The following is a 14,504-nucleotide window of genomic DNA, read 5'->3' as shown; positions in this document are numbered from 1 at the left end:
CAGAGGCTTCATCATGACCAAATTGGGACCAATGACCCTCTGGCGCTTTGTGGCGACGTGGCTAAAATGACAGGTCTGGAGGCGCAGTGGACCCGATAAGTCTGACATTCGAAATGGGCGTGGTGTTGGGGCTATTGGCGCTGACGGTTGGGCTGTTCGTCTCCGAAATAATCCGCATCGATCTGGCCGCGATCTTCGTGATGGTGCTGCTGGGCGCGCTGAGCTACCTGCCGGGCCTGGGCAATTTGGCGGATGTGAACCATCTGTTTGACGGGTTCGCGTCCAACGCCGTGATCTCCATCATTGCGGTGATGATCATTGGGCTTGGGCTGGACAAGACGGGCCTGATGTCGAAGGTGGCGGGGCTGATCTTGAAAAAGGGCGGCACCACCGAAGCGCGGATCATCCCGATCGTGTCGGGTACGGTCGCGGTGATTTCATCCTTCATGCAGAATGTGGGCGCGGCGGCGCTGTTTTTGCCTGTGGTCAGCCGCATTTCGGCCCGCACGGGCCTGCCTTTGTCGCGGCTGCTGATGCCGATGGGGTTCTGCGCGATTTTGGGCGGCACGATGACGATGGTGGGCTCGTCCCCCTTGATTTTGCTAAATGATCTGATTGTGAGCGCCAATGACAGCCTGCCCGACGACCAGAAAATCGAGGAATTTGGGCTGTTCTCCGTCACGCCCGTTGGGATTTGCCTGATCCTGACCGGCATCGCCTATTTTGTCTTGCTGGGGCGTTGGGTGCTGCCCACTACGAACGAGAAGGAGGACGCCACGACTGGCCAATCTATGCAGGCCTATATGCGGCAAACCTATGGGCTGAACGCCGATATGTTCGAGGTCGTGGTGCCGGAAGGCAATATTCTGGTGGGCCAGACGCTGAACGACATTATGGATGCCCATCACCTGTATATTGTGGGCACGGATTACCGGGGCAAGAAAGTCGTGGCGCCGATGGTCGACACGCGGATCGAGACGCCGTGCCGGTTGGCGGTGCTTGGGCTGCGGCGGGTCGTGCAGGAGTTTTCTGACACATATGGGTTGGAGGTCTTGCCGCAGATCGACCGCTTCTCGGAGGATTTTGCGTCGACGAGCGCGGGTGTGGCGGAGATCGTGATCCCGCCCAATTCCAGCCTGATCGGGAAGACGCCGGGGGATGTGCGGATCCGGCAAACCTACGGGTTTTCGCTGCTGGCGATCCATCGCGGCGAAGAGGTTTTGAGCCTTGTTGAAACCGAAGAGCATGAGGCGTGCCGTCTGGGGCGCCAGGTGCTGCATACCGGCGACACGCTGGCGGTGCACACGACATGGGATTCACTTGCGCGGCGCAAATCTGACCGTGATTTTGTCATCGTGACCACGGATTTCCCGCAAGAAGAGCTGCGCCCGCACAAGGTCGCCTGGGCGTTGGGCTTCTTTGCGGTGGCGCTGGTGCTGGTGCTGTTTACCGATATGCGCTTGTCGCTATGCCTGTTGGTGGGCGCGGTGGGCATGATCATCAGCAAGGTTTTGACAGTGGACGAAGCCTACGGCGCCGTCAGTTGGCAGACCGTGTTTTTGTTGGCGAGCCTGATCCCCTTGGGGCAGGCCGTGCAGAACACGGGCACGGCGGGATGGATCGCGGCGCAGATTCTGACGCTGCTCGATGGTTGGCCGATCTGGGCGTTGCAGGCGGGTTTGGCGGTCTTGGCGACCGTGTTCACGCTGGTCATGTCCAACGTCGGCGCCACGGTGTTGCTGGTGCCCTTGGCTGTGTCAATTGCGGTGGCGGCAGGGGCCAGCCCCGCCATGTTTGCCCTGACGGTGGCGATTGCGACCTCGAACAGTTTCCTGATCCCGACCCATCAGGTGAACGCGCTGATCATGGGGCCCGCAGGTTACCGGGTGGCCGATTTTGTCAAAGCGGGCGGGGTCATGACAATTCTGTTTTTGATCGTCTCGCTAGGGGCTTTGAACCTGTTTTATTGAACGTCCTGCGTTCATCATGTTGGGGGTCTTGCGCTGCGCGCGCGAGGTTTTGCGCGGCCTGTCGGCCACGCGATAGTTGGGGGCGCTGCCCCCGTCCTGCGGACTCCCCGGAATATTTTTGAAACAATGAAGCGGATCAGGCGTTTTCAAGCGCCGTGATGATCGGTGAAAAATCTGATGCTTTGAGGGAGGCGCCGCCGACCAATGCGCCGTCCACGTTCGAGACGGCGAAGATGTCTTCGGCGTTGGAGGCTTTGACGGAGCCGCCATAGAGGATGCGGATCGATTTGCCGACGCCCGCGCCAAAGCGCTGTTCCAGCTTGGTCCGGATGAAATCATGCACTTCGCCGATTTGGTTTGTGGTGGGCACTTTGCCGGTGCCGATGGCCCAGACCGGTTCATAGGCGATGACGGTGTTTTCGGCCGTCAGCACATCGGGTAGGGAGGCTGCAAGCTGGCCTGCGATGATTTGCAATGTGTTGGCCGCCTCGCGTTCCTGAAGCGTCTCGCCGATACACACGACCGCCGTCAGGCATGCGGCATGGGCGGCTTTGGTCTTGGCGCGGATATCGGCGTCGGCTTCATTGTGATCAGTGCGCCGCTCAGAATGGCCGGTGAGCACATGGGAGGCGCCTGCATCCTTGATCATCTGGGCAGACAGATCTCCGGTATGAGCGCCGCTTTCCTGCGCGTGGCAGTCTTGCCCGCCGATCTGTAGCGGATGATCTGCAGCACTGACCACGGCGGTGCTGATCAGGGTTGCGGGCGGGCAAATCAGGATTTCGACGCTGGGATCAGGGTGGGTTTTGCGCAACGCGTCCAGCTCAACCAGGCTGCTGGCCAGGCCATTCATTTTCCAATTTCCGGCGGCGAGTTTTTTGCGCATGACGTTCTCCTGTTGGTTGGCGTGCAACCTTGCAAAGGGCCGGGCAGAGGGCAAGCGGGTTTTGGTCTGGCTTTAGGCGGTTTTGGTTCGCGTAAGCTGCGGGCGGCTTCGGGCGGGTCAGAGGAAGCTGAGCGCGCGGCGGGCGAGGGCTTGTGCCTCCGCCGGGTCGTCGAGATAGGCGTCGGGCAGGGTCCAATAGGGCATTGAGACGGGCTTTTTGCCTTCGCGCTGATAGGTCCAGCGTTGGCCGCCAAGCTCTTCTATTTCCTGCACAAAATCGCCTTGTGCCTTGATAAAGAGTTGCCCGTCCGAGTAGAGCAACGCGAAGATCGTGCCGTCATGGTAAAGGCAGAGCCCACCCATCATTTTGCGCGTGGAGATGGCGCCGAGGCCTTCAAACAGCTCTGTGGCGAAGTCGATATCGGCCTCAGACACCGCCATCTGCGGTCAGGGTTTGGCGAAGAGCGTGTCGTCGAACTTGATGCTCTCGCCGCAGCCGCAGGCCTCGGACACGTTGGGGTTATTGAATTTAAAACCGCTCTCTAACAGGCTGGTTTCATAGTCAATTTCTGTGCCGAAGAGAAACATCTGCGCCATAGGGGCGATCACCACGCGGGCGCCGTCTTGTTCGACCGCCTCGTCATGGGGGCCCAGCTCATCGACATAGTCCATGGTGTATTCCATGCCGGCGCAGCCGCCCTTTTTGACGCCTATTTTCAAGGCCTTGTGGCTGCCTTTTGCCAAGAGCTTTGCAATCTGCGCGGCGGCGGCAGGCGTGATATTGACAGCTTGTTGACCTGGGATGAACATCACATGAACCCCAATTCCAGCTTTGCTTCATCAGACATCATTTCCATGCCCCAGGGCGGCTCCCACACCAGTTCGACGTTGACGGATTTGACGCCTGGAAGAGGTTCGATCGCCTCTGCGACCCAGCCGGGCATTTCGCCTGCAACAGGGCATCCGGGGCGGTGAGCGACATCAGCACATTGACGTCGCTATCGGCATTGATGTCGATTGTGTAGATCAGGCCCAGATCAAAGATGTTCACAGGGATTTCAGGGTCATAGACCGAGCGACACGCCTCCACGATGTTTTCGTGCAGCGGGTGGTCCGTCGAAGACGGCTTGATCAAAGGGGTCCCTTCGAGCGGCGTTTGGTCGTTCATGTCAGATATCCAGTGCGGGCCATGGCGGCATTGTTGAGCGTTAATGTAGGGATTGAGGGGCGCGGCGTCCAGAGGCGGGTCGGTCAACTTTTGCGAAAGTGACGCAAATGCCGGACTATGGAGCGGCAGAACTGGCCCTATACAACGGGTCAGCGCGCGCCTAGCGTCGCGCTTATGTCGCAACCCACATCTCTTGATAGCCGCTATTCCTGGGCGCGGCTGGCGATCACGCTGGCGATTGCGCTGGTGGGCAATGCCGGGATGTGGGCGATCATTGTGATCATGCCAGCGATGCAGGCCGAGTTTGGCGTCGACCGGGCGGATGCGTCGCTGCCGTATACGCTGACGATGATCGGGTTTGCGCTGGGAAATCTGGTCTTGGGGCGCGCCGTTGACAGGTTTGGGGTCTGCGCCTGTGTGATTACCGCGACCGTCCTGTTTTCGAGCGCCTTTGGATTGGCGGCACTTGCGCCGTCGATCTGGCTGATCACGGCGCTGCAATTTGCCATCGGGTTTGGGTCATCGGTGTGCTTTGGGCCGCTGATCGCGGATGTGTCGCATTGGTTCTTTCGACGGCGCGGCATTGCGGTCGCGATTGCGGCCTCGGGCAACTACCTGAGCGGGGCGATTTGGCCCATCATTCTGGCGCCTATTCTTGCGGGCGACGGGTGGCGGGCGGCCTATGTGGTTCTGGCGCTTGTGAGCCTTGTGACGATGATCCCGCTGGCCCTGCTGCTGCGCCGGGCGCTGCCAGAGGAGGCGCGTGCGCGGGCGGAGGCGTCAGCCGCGCAGAACCGGCGATCTGTGCCGTTTTCGTCGCGGACACTGGTCTGGCTGCTGGGGATTGCGGGCATTGGCTGCTGCGTCGCGATGTCGATGCCGCAGGTCCATATCGTGGCCTATTGCGTTGATCTGGGCTACGGGCCTGCGGTGGGGGCGGAGATGTTGTCGCTGATGCTGCTGGGCGGGGTGGTGTCGCGGATCATCTCGGGGCTGCTGTCGGACAGGCTGGGCGGGGTTGTGACCTTGCTGATCGGCTCTACGCTGCAGATGATCGCGTTGTTTTTGTATCTGCCGTTTGACGGGATGGCGTCGCTTTACCTGATCTCATTGATTTTCGGCCTCAGCCAGGGCGGGATTGTCCCCGCCTATGCGGTGATCGTGCGCGAATACCTGCCCGCGCGGGAGGCGGGCGCCAAGGTGGGTTTTGTGATCATGACGACGATCTTTGGCATGGCGATTGGCGGCTGGATGTCGGGGTGGATCTACGACCAGACCGGGTCCTACGTTTTGGCGTTTTTGAACGGGATTGGGTGGAACGGGCTGAACGTGGCGCTGATGGTGCTGCTGCTGATGCGGTCGCGCAGGGCGGCGCGGCCAGCCTAGTGCGTGGCTTGCATGTCCCCAGCAATTCGCCCTAATGGGCGGCCATGACCAAAGCATTCTCCTTCGCCGTTCACGCAACTGATGGCCGCGCCCGGACCGGGCAGATTGACACCCCGCGTGGCGAGATCAGAACGCCTGCTTTCATGCCCGTGGGCACTGCTGCCACCGTAAAGGCAATGATGCCTGAGAGCGTGCGCGCGACGGGCGCTGATATCTTGCTGGGCAATACTTATCACCTGATGCTGCGCCCCACGGCGGAGCGCATCGCCAAGCTGGGCGGGTTGCATAAGTTTATGAATTGGGACCTTCCTATTCTGACCGATAGCGGCGGGTTTCAGGTGATGAGCCTGAGCGATCTGCGCAAACTGACCGAGGACGGCGTAACGTTCAAATCCCATATCGACGGGTCGAAACACATGCTGAGCCCGGAGCGGTCTATGGAGATCCAGAAGCTTTTGGGCTCTGACATTGTGATGTGTTTTGACGAATGCCCTGCGCTTCCAGCGACGCGCGACCGGATTGCTGAGTCCATGGAACTGTCGATGCGTTGGGCCGCGCGGTCACGTGACGCGTTTGGCGACCGGCCCGGATATGCGCTGTTTGGTATTCAGCAAGGCGGGCTTGAAGAAGACCTGCGCGCGCAAAGCGCTGAGGCGCTGCGCGAGATTGGATTTGAAGGCTACGCTGTGGGCGGCTTGGCCGTGGGCGAAGGGCAGGAGGCGATGTTTGCCTGTCTGGACTACGCGCCGAACCAACTGCCCGAGGACAAACCGCGCTATCTGATGGGGGTGGGCAAGCCGGATGATCTTGTGGGCGCGGTGCAGCGCGGGATCGACATGTTTGACTGCGTGCTGCCGTCACGGTCTGGCCGGAACGGGCAGGTGTTCACGCGGCGCGGGGTGGTAAACATCAAAAACGCGCGCCATGCGGATGATCCGCGCCCGTTGGACGAGCAGTGTAGCTGCCCGTGTTGCAGCCAATATTCGCGCGCCTACCTGCACCATGTGTACCGCGCGAATGAGATCATCGCCTCGATGCTGCTGACATGGCACAACCTGCATTATTATCAGGAGCTGATGGCGGGGATGCGCGCTGCGATTGCCGCCGGTGATTTGGATGGGTTTGTGAAGAGTTTCCATGACACCCGCGCGATGGGCGATATCGACCCGCTGTAAATCACGCGCCTAGGGTCAGGACCCATTAATCCTGCACCGCTGGCGTCAAAACCGCGATGTTTCAGTGGTTTGAGACATGCCGCAACTAACGGGTTAATTGCAAATGGCTCACGCTGCTGAAACGAAGCGGTTTTGTCGTCCTTTGGATTTGACAGATTTTCCCTGTGAGTTTCGTTACATCAGCTTGAAATTCAACAAGAGTTCCTGCGCAGATGTGCCTCATCACAGGAAAAATCTGTCAAACCAGCGGCGTAGGATTAATGGGTCCTGACCCTAGGTCCAGTGCATTTTCCGGCGCGGCATCGCGGCCGTGATCCAGATGCGCGCGTTTTCCACCGCCTCATCCGTGGGGAAGGCGGATTTGGGCAGGATTTGTAACCCATGCTTGCGGTGAAAGAGAAATATGTAGTCCGGCGTTTCGGCGTAGTTGGCAAAGGCATTGAGGGGGATGTTCAATGTTCCGGTCTGCGATGTCGTGATCAGATTGGATTCGGTGAGCCGGATGTCGACCGGGCCGGCATAGTCTGTGCGGCGCCGGTAACGGCGGCGCCAGAGCCAGCTGCGCACTGCCCCAAATCCCGCCAAAAATGCAGCTGTTGCGACGCAGACCAAACCTAACGGATGGCCGACCCAAAGCAGGCCCAATCCGCATACCAACAGAGCGATTGAAAGTACCCAGAGCCCGCGTGGCCCAAAGCCGCGATAGGACCAAATGACCCGGGCTGCGCGCATGAATGCGGCTTCTGTCATCGTGTGGCTTAGGGAGATGTCTTCCATTGGCGCGACCCTAAGAACCGCTGGTCGCGGAGGCAAGCGGCAGCGCGATATCTGTCTAGATCACGCGCCTATTCAGCCGCATGCGACAGCGGTTTGGTTACGCCAGAGCCGTCGCCGTAGCGTGTGTCCAGAAGCTCGACCAGTTTGTCGCTTTGGTGTCCCAGCGGGTCATCAAACCAGCGTTCAATCAGGTGGTTCAGGGCGAGGCCATTGCGTTCTTCATAGGCGATGAGGGTGCAATTGGCGCGGTCGGTCACTTCGACTTTGAAGGTGAAGATGCCGTCAACCAACGTGCCGTCGGCCTCTTGCCCTTCAAAATAGAACCGGCACGACCGCGGCGGGTCTTTTTCCAGGAATGTCACATCGTACCAAGCCTTGCCGGCGCGGCGCGCCTTGAAGTTGATGCGGATCGTGTCCTCATCATCATCGCTGGCCTCATAGCTTTCGATGGACCGGGTGCAGTTGTCTTTGGGGGCTGCCTCACCGGGAATGCAGTGTTTCCAGACCAGTTTGGCGGGATAGGGGAAATCGCTGGAATGGCGCGACCTGTGCGTGATCCTGCGGCCCAGGGTTTTTGACAAACGGCTGCGTAACAGCATGTATAACAGGGTAAAGACCGCCAGAAACGCTGTAAGCGAGAATGCGACTGCAAAATTTTCGTCTGAGGCATAAACGATTGCGGCGGTGGTCAGAAGCCCGGAGACCCCCGCGATTTCCAACACGCCACGTTTGCCCGGCTTGATGGCATAGAGCGCAAAGGCCAGCCCGAGGAACAACACAATGGCAAGGGCGAAGAAGGCCAGGTTCGCGACCTGTCCGAAGCCAAGCCCGGCACGTGCGAAGACGGACAAGCTGAAACAGGCCATCCCAAATGAGAACAACCCGAAACGTTTGTGGTGACGTGTTAAGACTTTGAGCATCAATTGGCCCTAAAAACTCGTTCAGATGCATTAATGGCCTACATTTGAGGCGCGGTTTGGGCAGTGGTCAGGCAAATAGTGACAATTTTCTACAAATTGTGGCGTCTGCGGCCCTTGTGATTAACGAACCCTTAGGGGCAAAGTAGATGAAAGAAAATTGGTCGGTTGAAAGCCGGTTTGCGCCACCCCATTTGGTGTTAAACGGGCCTAAATCACTGAGTTGAGGCCAAAACCCAAGAGGGGATCGCCCGAGCGTTGCCGCCAAGCGGGACCAGACGCCTTTCGAGGCCGTGGCGATCTTGCCAAGAAGGAAAAGAAATGAGCATGACTGAAGAAAACGGGACCTTTGACAATTCATTCCCGGTATTGCCACTGCGCGATATCGTGGTGTTCCCGCATATGATCGTGCCGCTTTTTGTTGGGCGTGACAAATCCGTGCGCGCCCTTGAGGAAGTGATGAAAGACGACAAGCAGATCCTGCTGTCGGCGCAAATCGATCCGTCCGTTGATGACCCTGACACGAACGGGATTTACGAAGTCGGTGTGCTTGCGAATGTGTTGCAGCTTTTGAAGCTGCCCGACGGCACTGTCAAAGTGCTGGTCGAAGGGCGTTCGCGCGTGCAAATCCTTGATTTCGTTGAAAACCCTGACTTCTTTGAAGCCAATGCGGTTGAGCTGGGCGAGACACAGGGCGACGACACAACGCTCGCCGCTTTGGTCAAATCGGTTGGCGAAGAATTTGAGCGTTACGCCAAGGTCAAAAAGAACATCCCTGAAGACGCTTTGTCTTCTGTCGCGGAAACCGATGAACCGGCGCGTCTGGCCGATTTGGTTGGTGGACATTTGGGTGTTGAGCTGGATCAAAAACAGAACCTGCTGGAAACGCTGAGCGTCACTGAACGGCTTGAGAAAGTCTACGGGCTGATGCAGGGCGAAATGTCGGTGCTGACCGTCGAGAAAAAGATCAAATCGCGCGTCAAAACCCAGATGGAACGCACGCAGCGCGAATATTATTTGAATGAGCAAATGAAGGCCATTCAGAAGGAGCTGGGCGACGGCGAGGATGGCCAGAACGAAGTGGCTGAGCTGGAAGAGCGCGTTTCCAAAACCAAGCTGTCGAAAGAGGCTTTGGAAAAGGTTCAGGGCGAGATCAAAAAGCTCAAAAATATGAGCCCGATGTCGGCTGAAGCCACGGTTGTGCGCAACTATCTTGACTGGATGCTGGGCATTCCGTGGGGCGTGCGAAGCCGTGTCAAAAAGGATTTGGCCAAGGCGCAAGCCGTGCTGGATGATGACCACTATGGCCTTGAAAAGGTTAAGGAACGCATCGTTGAGTACCTTGCGGTGCAGCAACGTTCCAAGAAGCTGAAGGGCCCGATCATGTGCCTTGTCGGCCCTCCGGGCGTGGGCAAGACATCGCTGGGCAAGTCTGTTGCCAAGGCCACGGGGCGCGAGTTTATTCGCATCTCGCTGGGCGGTGTGCGTGATGAAAGCGAAATTCGTGGTCACCGGAGGACCTATATCGGGTCGATGCCCGGTAAGATCATTCAGGCGCTGAAAAAGGCGAAAACGACCAACCCACTGATCTTGCTTGATGAAATCGACAAGATGGGCCAGGATTTCCGGGGTGACCCGGCCTCTGCCATGTTGGAAGTGCTCGATCCTGAGCAGAACGCAACCTTTGCGGATCACTATCTGGAGGTCGAATATGACCTGTCTGATGTGATGTTCCTGACGACGGCGAATAGCTACAACATGCCGGGCCCATTGTTGGACCGGATGGAGATCATTCCGCTGGCCGGCTACACCGAGCAGGAGAAATCCGAGATTGCGCGCCAACATTTGATTGGCAAGCAGGTGAAGAACCATGGCTTGAAAAAGGGTGAGTTTGACCTGACCGATGAGGCGCTGATGGAGATGATCCGCGTCTACACCCGCGAAGCGGGCGTTCGGAACCTTGAGCGCGAGATTGGCAAATTGGCCCGTAAGGCCGTGACCAAGATCGTGCGCAAGGAGGTCGAAACCGTCACCGTGACCCCGGACAATTTGGATGATTTCCTGGGTGTGAAAAAATACCGCTACGGCCTTGCTGAGAAGGAAGATCAGATTGGTGTTGTGACAGGTCTGGCTTATACATCTGTCGGTGGTGAGTTGCTGTCGATTGAAGCTTTGCGCCTGCCGGGCAAAGGGCGGATGAAAACGACAGGTAAGCTTGGCGACGTGATGAAGGAGTCGATTGATGCGGCGTCTTCTTATGTGCGGTCGATCTCGCCCAAAATCGGGGTGAAACCGCCTGCATTCGACAAGCTCGATATCCACGTGCACGTGCCTGATGGTGCGACGCCAAAGGATGGGCCTTCTGCGGGTTTGGCGATGGTGACGTCTATTGTTTCGGTGCTGACGCAAATCCCGGTGCGCAAAGATATTGCGATGACGGGTGAGGTGTCGCTGCGCGGCAACGCGATGCCAATCGGCGGGTTGAAAGAGAAGCTTCTTGCGGCTTTGCGCGGCGGTATCAAAACCGTGCTGATCCCTGAGGAGAATGAAAAAGACCTGGCTGATATTCCCGACAACGTCAAAGACGGGCTGACGATCATTCCTGTGAGCCATGTCTCCGAAGTGTTGGAGCATGCTTTGATTTCGGCGCCTGTGGCTATCGAATGGGATGAGGCTGCGGAAGAAGCCGCCGCCGCGGCAGCTTTGGCGAAAGACGCTGCTGCCGGGGGCGCTGCTGCTACGCACTGACCTTAGACTAAGCAAAATGAAAAAAGGGCGCTCTGGTTGGAGCGCCCTTTTTTAGTTCGGGGAGGTGGCGCTATGCCGCGTCGGCTGTGTCATCATCAGATTTGGGGGCAGGATTGTGATTTCCCCTGCATCGGCAAGCGCGCGGATCGCGGATGTGATTTTACCCATCGCGGCCTCCCCCGCTTTTTTGTCGACGCTTTCAAGTTCAGCCATTTCTTCGCGCAGGGCGTCGGCCATCCGTTGCGAGATATTGTTAAGGATGAATTCTGATGAGGCGGCTTCGGTGTCCTTTGTGAAGGCGAGCGCGACGATCAGGTCTTCCTGCGCGACATCACGGGTCAGCTTGGCGATATCGACCTCACTGATGCGTGTCGCGATATCGGCGAAGGTGAAGATCTTGCTGCGTACTTGCGCACCGAAATCGGCGTCTTTTTCGGCGAGGGATTCCAAAACCTCGTCACGGCGGTCTGGGGAGGCTGCGTTCAGCAGGTTGGCGACGCGCAAAGCAGGCGCATCGCTAAAGGCTGTTGGCTTTTCCTGCGGGATCGCTTTGACCAGCATCTGACCGATCTGCCCCAGCAATTCGGGACTGACGGTCTTGGTGTTTTGCATGGCGAGCGCGAGCTCTGTCGCTTGGTCGGGCGGAACCCGGTCGAGAATCTCGGACGCTTTTTCGGGGTCGAGCTTTGACAGCACGACCGCGGCCACTTTCGCGTCTTCATGCGGGATCAGTTCGATCAGTTGATCGACGCTGAGCGTTGTGATGCGGTTCCAGGGCGAGGGGGCTGCGATCAGCCCCAACTGGCCGCGCAGATCGCTGACAACGTCGGGGTTGAGATGGTTTTCAAGCGTCTCAAGCGCATCGGTGACGGAGCGCGGAAAGCTGAGCCCAACCATCGACATATCCCGTTCGAGATCGGCAACCACGCTTGCGAGTGTCGCGCGGTCGACGCGGCCGAGTTCGACGAAATCCTGCATCAGGCGGGCCTGACCGCGTGGGCTGAGGCTGGACAGTGGAATGCTGCCGCCTTCCGACAAGATCATCTGGATAATGATGGCGGCTTTTTGAGGACCAGCAAGCGCGGGCAGATTGGCCGCGCCCGCGTCCGGTTTGTTTATAACTTTAGATTGCATCGCCGTGTTTCACCCCTTTGCGCAGGGGTATCAATGCCTTGAACGGGTTAAGAGACGGTTATGCAAAGGCGGCATCCGGGAGACCAGATGCCGCCAATTTTAGTCGAATAGGGCTTTAGTAATTCGTGCTGACGCCGGTATCCAAAGCAGATTTCAGCGCAAATTCAGCCCAGCTGTTGCGCCCGCCACGGGTGCGGATTTCGGCCAGCTGCAGTTTGGCGCCGGCGTGATCGCCGGCCTCGACCAGACCTTGACCCATATAGGAGCGCGCCAGAATGTTGTCGGCATTGGCTTCAAGCGCTGCGGTGTAGTAGCGCATCGCACTGTCCATATCGCCGGTCTTGCGGGCGATGAAGCCGCGATAGGTCAGCACACGTGTGTCGTCTTGCGCCATGGCACCCAGCACGTCGAGCGCGCGGTCGTATTGAGCGGCATATGCCAGCTCGCGCACGGCCTCGTAGCGTTGATCATCGCCTAGCAGCGACGAGGATTTATCGAGGCAGGCTTTGGTCTTTTCGTCATAGATCTGACCGGCCGCGCATTCGGTGGAGGTCTTGGTGGTTTTGGGCGGAGTGGAGCTGTCGGAGCCTGCGGCGAAAGCAATGCTTGGTGCCAGCAGTGCGGCGATGGCGAGGGATGTGAGGCGCATTTTAAAATTCCTTTGTGATGTGACTTGTTCGTTTTGACTGCCCCAAACTTAGGGCAAAAATCACAAAGGGCGATGCACATTAAAGTGCACCGCCCTTCGGGAATAATTCTGCTGTCTGGCGCGTATTACCCGGTTGGGTTGGCGATACAGAGGCCTTTGTCAGCGTCCCAGCTGCTGCCTGCCTGGCAGGACGCAGCTTGCTTGTGGTCGCCTCCGCTACAGCCCATGGCAAGCGCCACCGAAGGGGCGAGGGTCAGGGCCAGGGTCGCGGCAAGGATCTTGGTCTTCATTCTAACTCTCCTGATTTGCGTACCCAAAAGCTAGCACGCGAAGCGTGTTTGGCAAAATCACGAAATGCCGCAGGCAGATTGACCTAGCCAAAGACGCGTTTGAAGATCGTATCAACGTGTTTGGTGTGGTAGCCCATGTCGAATTTTTCGTTGATTTCCTCGACCGACAGCGCCTTGAGAACGTCCTCATCAGCGAGCAGCTCCTCGCGGAAATCTGTGCGGTGTTCCCAGACTTTGAGCGCGTTGCGCTGCACCATGGCGTAGGCATCTTCGCGGCTGACGCCAGCTTGGGTGAGGGCCAGCAGCACGCGCTGCGACATCACGAGGCCCGGGAATTTGTTCATGTTGTCGAGCATGTTGTCGGGGAAGATCAGCATTTTGTCGATCACGCTGGTGAGGCGCGCGAGGGCGAAATCGAGCGTGATCGTGGTGTCGGGGCCGATATTGCGTTCGACCGAGCTGTGGGAGATGTCGCGTTCATGCCAGAGGGCCACGTTTTCCATCGCGGGCACCACTGCCATGCGCACGACGCGGGCGAGGCCGGTCAGGTTTTCGGTCAGGATCGGGTTCTTTTTATGCGGCATGGCCGAGGAGCCTTTTTGGCCCATGGAGAAGAATTCAGCCCCTTCCAGCACTTCGGTGCGCTGCATGTGGCGGATCTCGGTCGAGATGTTTTCGATGCTGGACGCGACGACGCCGAGGGCAGCAAAGAAGGCGGCGTGGCGGTCGCGGGGGATGACTTGGGTCGAGATCGGCTCGGGCGACAGGCCGAGTTTTTCGCAGACATGTTCTTCGACGCGCGGGTCTACATTGGCGAAGGTGCCGATGGCGCCGGAAATAGCACCAGTGGAAATTTCATCGCGCGCGGTGCGCAGGCGGGTCAGGTTGCGGTCCATTTCGGCGTAGAAGCGCGCGAAGGTCAGGCCCATCGTGGTGGGTTCGGCATGGATGCCGTGGGAGCGGCCGACGCGCAGCGTGTCTTTATGTTCGATCGCGCGTTTTTTCAGGGCGGTCAGCAGACCTTCGACATCTGCGATCAGGATATCTGCGGCGCGCACGAGCTGGACGTTGAAACAGGTGTCGAGCACGTCTGAACTGGTCATGCCCTGATGGACGAAGCGTGCCTCATCGCTGCCGACATGTTCGGCCAGATGGGTCAGAAAGGCGATGACGTCATGTTTGGTGACGGCCTCGATCTCGTCGATGCGGGCGACGTCAAATTCGACATCTTTGGCCTTCCAGACGGCCTCAGCGTTTTCGCGCGGGATGACGCCCAGATCGGCCATGGCGTCGCAGGCATGCGCCTCGATCTCGTACCAGATGCGGAATTTGGTCTCTGGAGACCAGATTTTAACCATGTCAGGGCGGGAGTATCTGGGGATCATGAACAGCGCTTTCGTGATT

At 58.4% G+C, this 14,504-nt stretch carries 13 protein-coding genes and 1 pseudogene; 4 read left to right on the top strand and 10 right to left on the bottom strand.

Annotated features, from left to right (window positions below; genetic code table 11):
* The first annotated feature begins 86 nt into the window (after positions 1 to 86).
* A complete protein-coding gene (locus tag ACZ1G7_RS04130) occupies positions 87 to 1,970 on the top strand; it encodes an SLC13 family permease (protein ID WP_472662541.1) in 1,884 nt (627 codons plus the stop codon).
* Positions 1,971 to 2,106: 136 nt separating this feature from the next.
* Here the strand turns inward: ACZ1G7_RS04130 and tpiA are convergent, their stop codons facing one another.
* The 4 genes and pseudogenes from tpiA to ACZ1G7_RS04110 form a co-directional block, all read right to left on the bottom strand.
* Positions 2,107 to 2,856 (bottom strand): triose-phosphate isomerase, encoded by a 750-nt coding sequence (gene tpiA, locus ACZ1G7_RS04125; RefSeq protein WP_472662540.1) that lies wholly within the window; start codon positions 2,854 to 2,856, stop codon positions 2,107 to 2,109.
* A 117-nt stretch (positions 2,857 to 2,973) separates the two neighbouring features.
* On the bottom strand, positions 2,974 to 3,297 hold the full coding sequence (locus tag ACZ1G7_RS04120; protein WP_472662538.1) for a TfoX/Sxy family protein: 324 nt from the start codon (positions 3,295 to 3,297) through the stop codon (positions 2,974 to 2,976).
* A 6-nt stretch (positions 3,298 to 3,303) separates the two neighbouring features.
* Entirely contained in the window at positions 3,304 to 3,666 is a 363-nt protein-coding gene (locus tag ACZ1G7_RS04115; protein WP_472662536.1) for a HesB/IscA family protein, read from the bottom strand.
* Positions 3,666 to 4,024: pseudogene (locus ACZ1G7_RS04110) on the bottom strand (SUF system Fe-S cluster assembly protein). The gene ACZ1G7_RS04115 and the pseudogene ACZ1G7_RS04110 overlap by 1 nt, the downstream one beginning before the upstream one ends.
* Positions 4,025 to 4,198: 174 nt before the next feature.
* Here ACZ1G7_RS04110 and ACZ1G7_RS04105 point away from each other — a divergent pair.
* Positions 4,199 to 5,410: an MFS transporter gene (locus ACZ1G7_RS04105; RefSeq protein WP_472662534.1), complete on the top strand. Its 1,212-nt coding sequence runs from the start codon at positions 4,199 to 4,201 to the stop codon at positions 5,408 to 5,410.
* Between the two features lie 44 nt (positions 5,411 to 5,454).
* Positions 5,455 to 6,585, top strand: a complete 1,131-nt coding sequence (gene tgt / locus ACZ1G7_RS04100) for a tRNA guanosine(34) transglycosylase Tgt (protein WP_472662532.1) — start codon at positions 5,455 to 5,457, stop codon at positions 6,583 to 6,585.
* A 273-nt stretch (positions 6,586 to 6,858) separates the two neighbouring features.
* Here the strand turns inward: tgt and ACZ1G7_RS04095 are convergent, their stop codons facing one another.
* Entirely contained in the window at positions 6,859 to 7,362 is a 504-nt protein-coding gene (locus tag ACZ1G7_RS04095; RefSeq protein WP_472662530.1) for a YcxB family protein, read from the bottom strand.
* A 68-nt stretch (positions 7,363 to 7,430) separates the two neighbouring features.
* Positions 7,431 to 8,282, bottom strand: coding sequence for a hypothetical protein (locus tag ACZ1G7_RS04090; RefSeq protein ID WP_472662528.1), 852 nt, complete (start codon positions 8,280 to 8,282; stop codon positions 7,431 to 7,433).
* Positions 8,283 to 8,606: 324 nt separating this feature from the next.
* On the opposite strand from ACZ1G7_RS04090, the gene lon reads away from it, so the two are divergent.
* On the top strand, positions 8,607 to 11,027 hold the full coding sequence (lon, locus tag ACZ1G7_RS04085; RefSeq protein WP_472663660.1) for an endopeptidase La: 2,421 nt from the start codon (positions 8,607 to 8,609) through the stop codon (positions 11,025 to 11,027).
* 51 nt (positions 11,028 to 11,078) lie between these two features.
* On the opposite strand, the gene ACZ1G7_RS04080 is transcribed toward lon, so the two are convergent.
* The 4 genes from ACZ1G7_RS04080 to purB all read right to left on the bottom strand — a co-directional run bounded on the left by ACZ1G7_RS04080 (position 11,079) and on the right by purB (position 14,485).
* Positions 11,079 to 12,161, bottom strand: coding sequence for a FliG C-terminal domain-containing protein (locus ACZ1G7_RS04080; RefSeq protein ID WP_472662526.1), 1,083 nt, complete (start codon positions 12,159 to 12,161; stop codon positions 11,079 to 11,081).
* A 115-nt stretch (positions 12,162 to 12,276) separates the two neighbouring features.
* A complete protein-coding gene (locus tag ACZ1G7_RS04075; protein ID WP_472662524.1) occupies positions 12,277 to 12,810 on the bottom strand; it encodes a tetratricopeptide repeat protein in 534 nt (177 codons plus the stop codon).
* A 125-nt stretch (positions 12,811 to 12,935) separates the two neighbouring features.
* On the bottom strand, positions 12,936 to 13,100 hold the full coding sequence (locus ACZ1G7_RS04070) for a hypothetical protein (protein ID WP_472662522.1): 165 nt from the start codon (positions 13,098 to 13,100) through the stop codon (positions 12,936 to 12,938).
* Between the two features lie 83 nt (positions 13,101 to 13,183).
* A complete protein-coding gene (gene purB / locus ACZ1G7_RS04065; protein ID WP_472662520.1) occupies positions 13,184 to 14,485 on the bottom strand; it encodes an adenylosuccinate lyase in 1,302 nt (433 codons plus the stop codon).
* Between the last annotated feature and the right edge of the window lie 19 nt (positions 14,486 to 14,504).

It is taken from the genome of Litoreibacter sp. JB4-2 (genome assembly GCF_055693445.1).
Note: the sequence above shows the minus strand (reverse complement) of the source record. Positions and strands in the feature narration are given on the sequence as shown.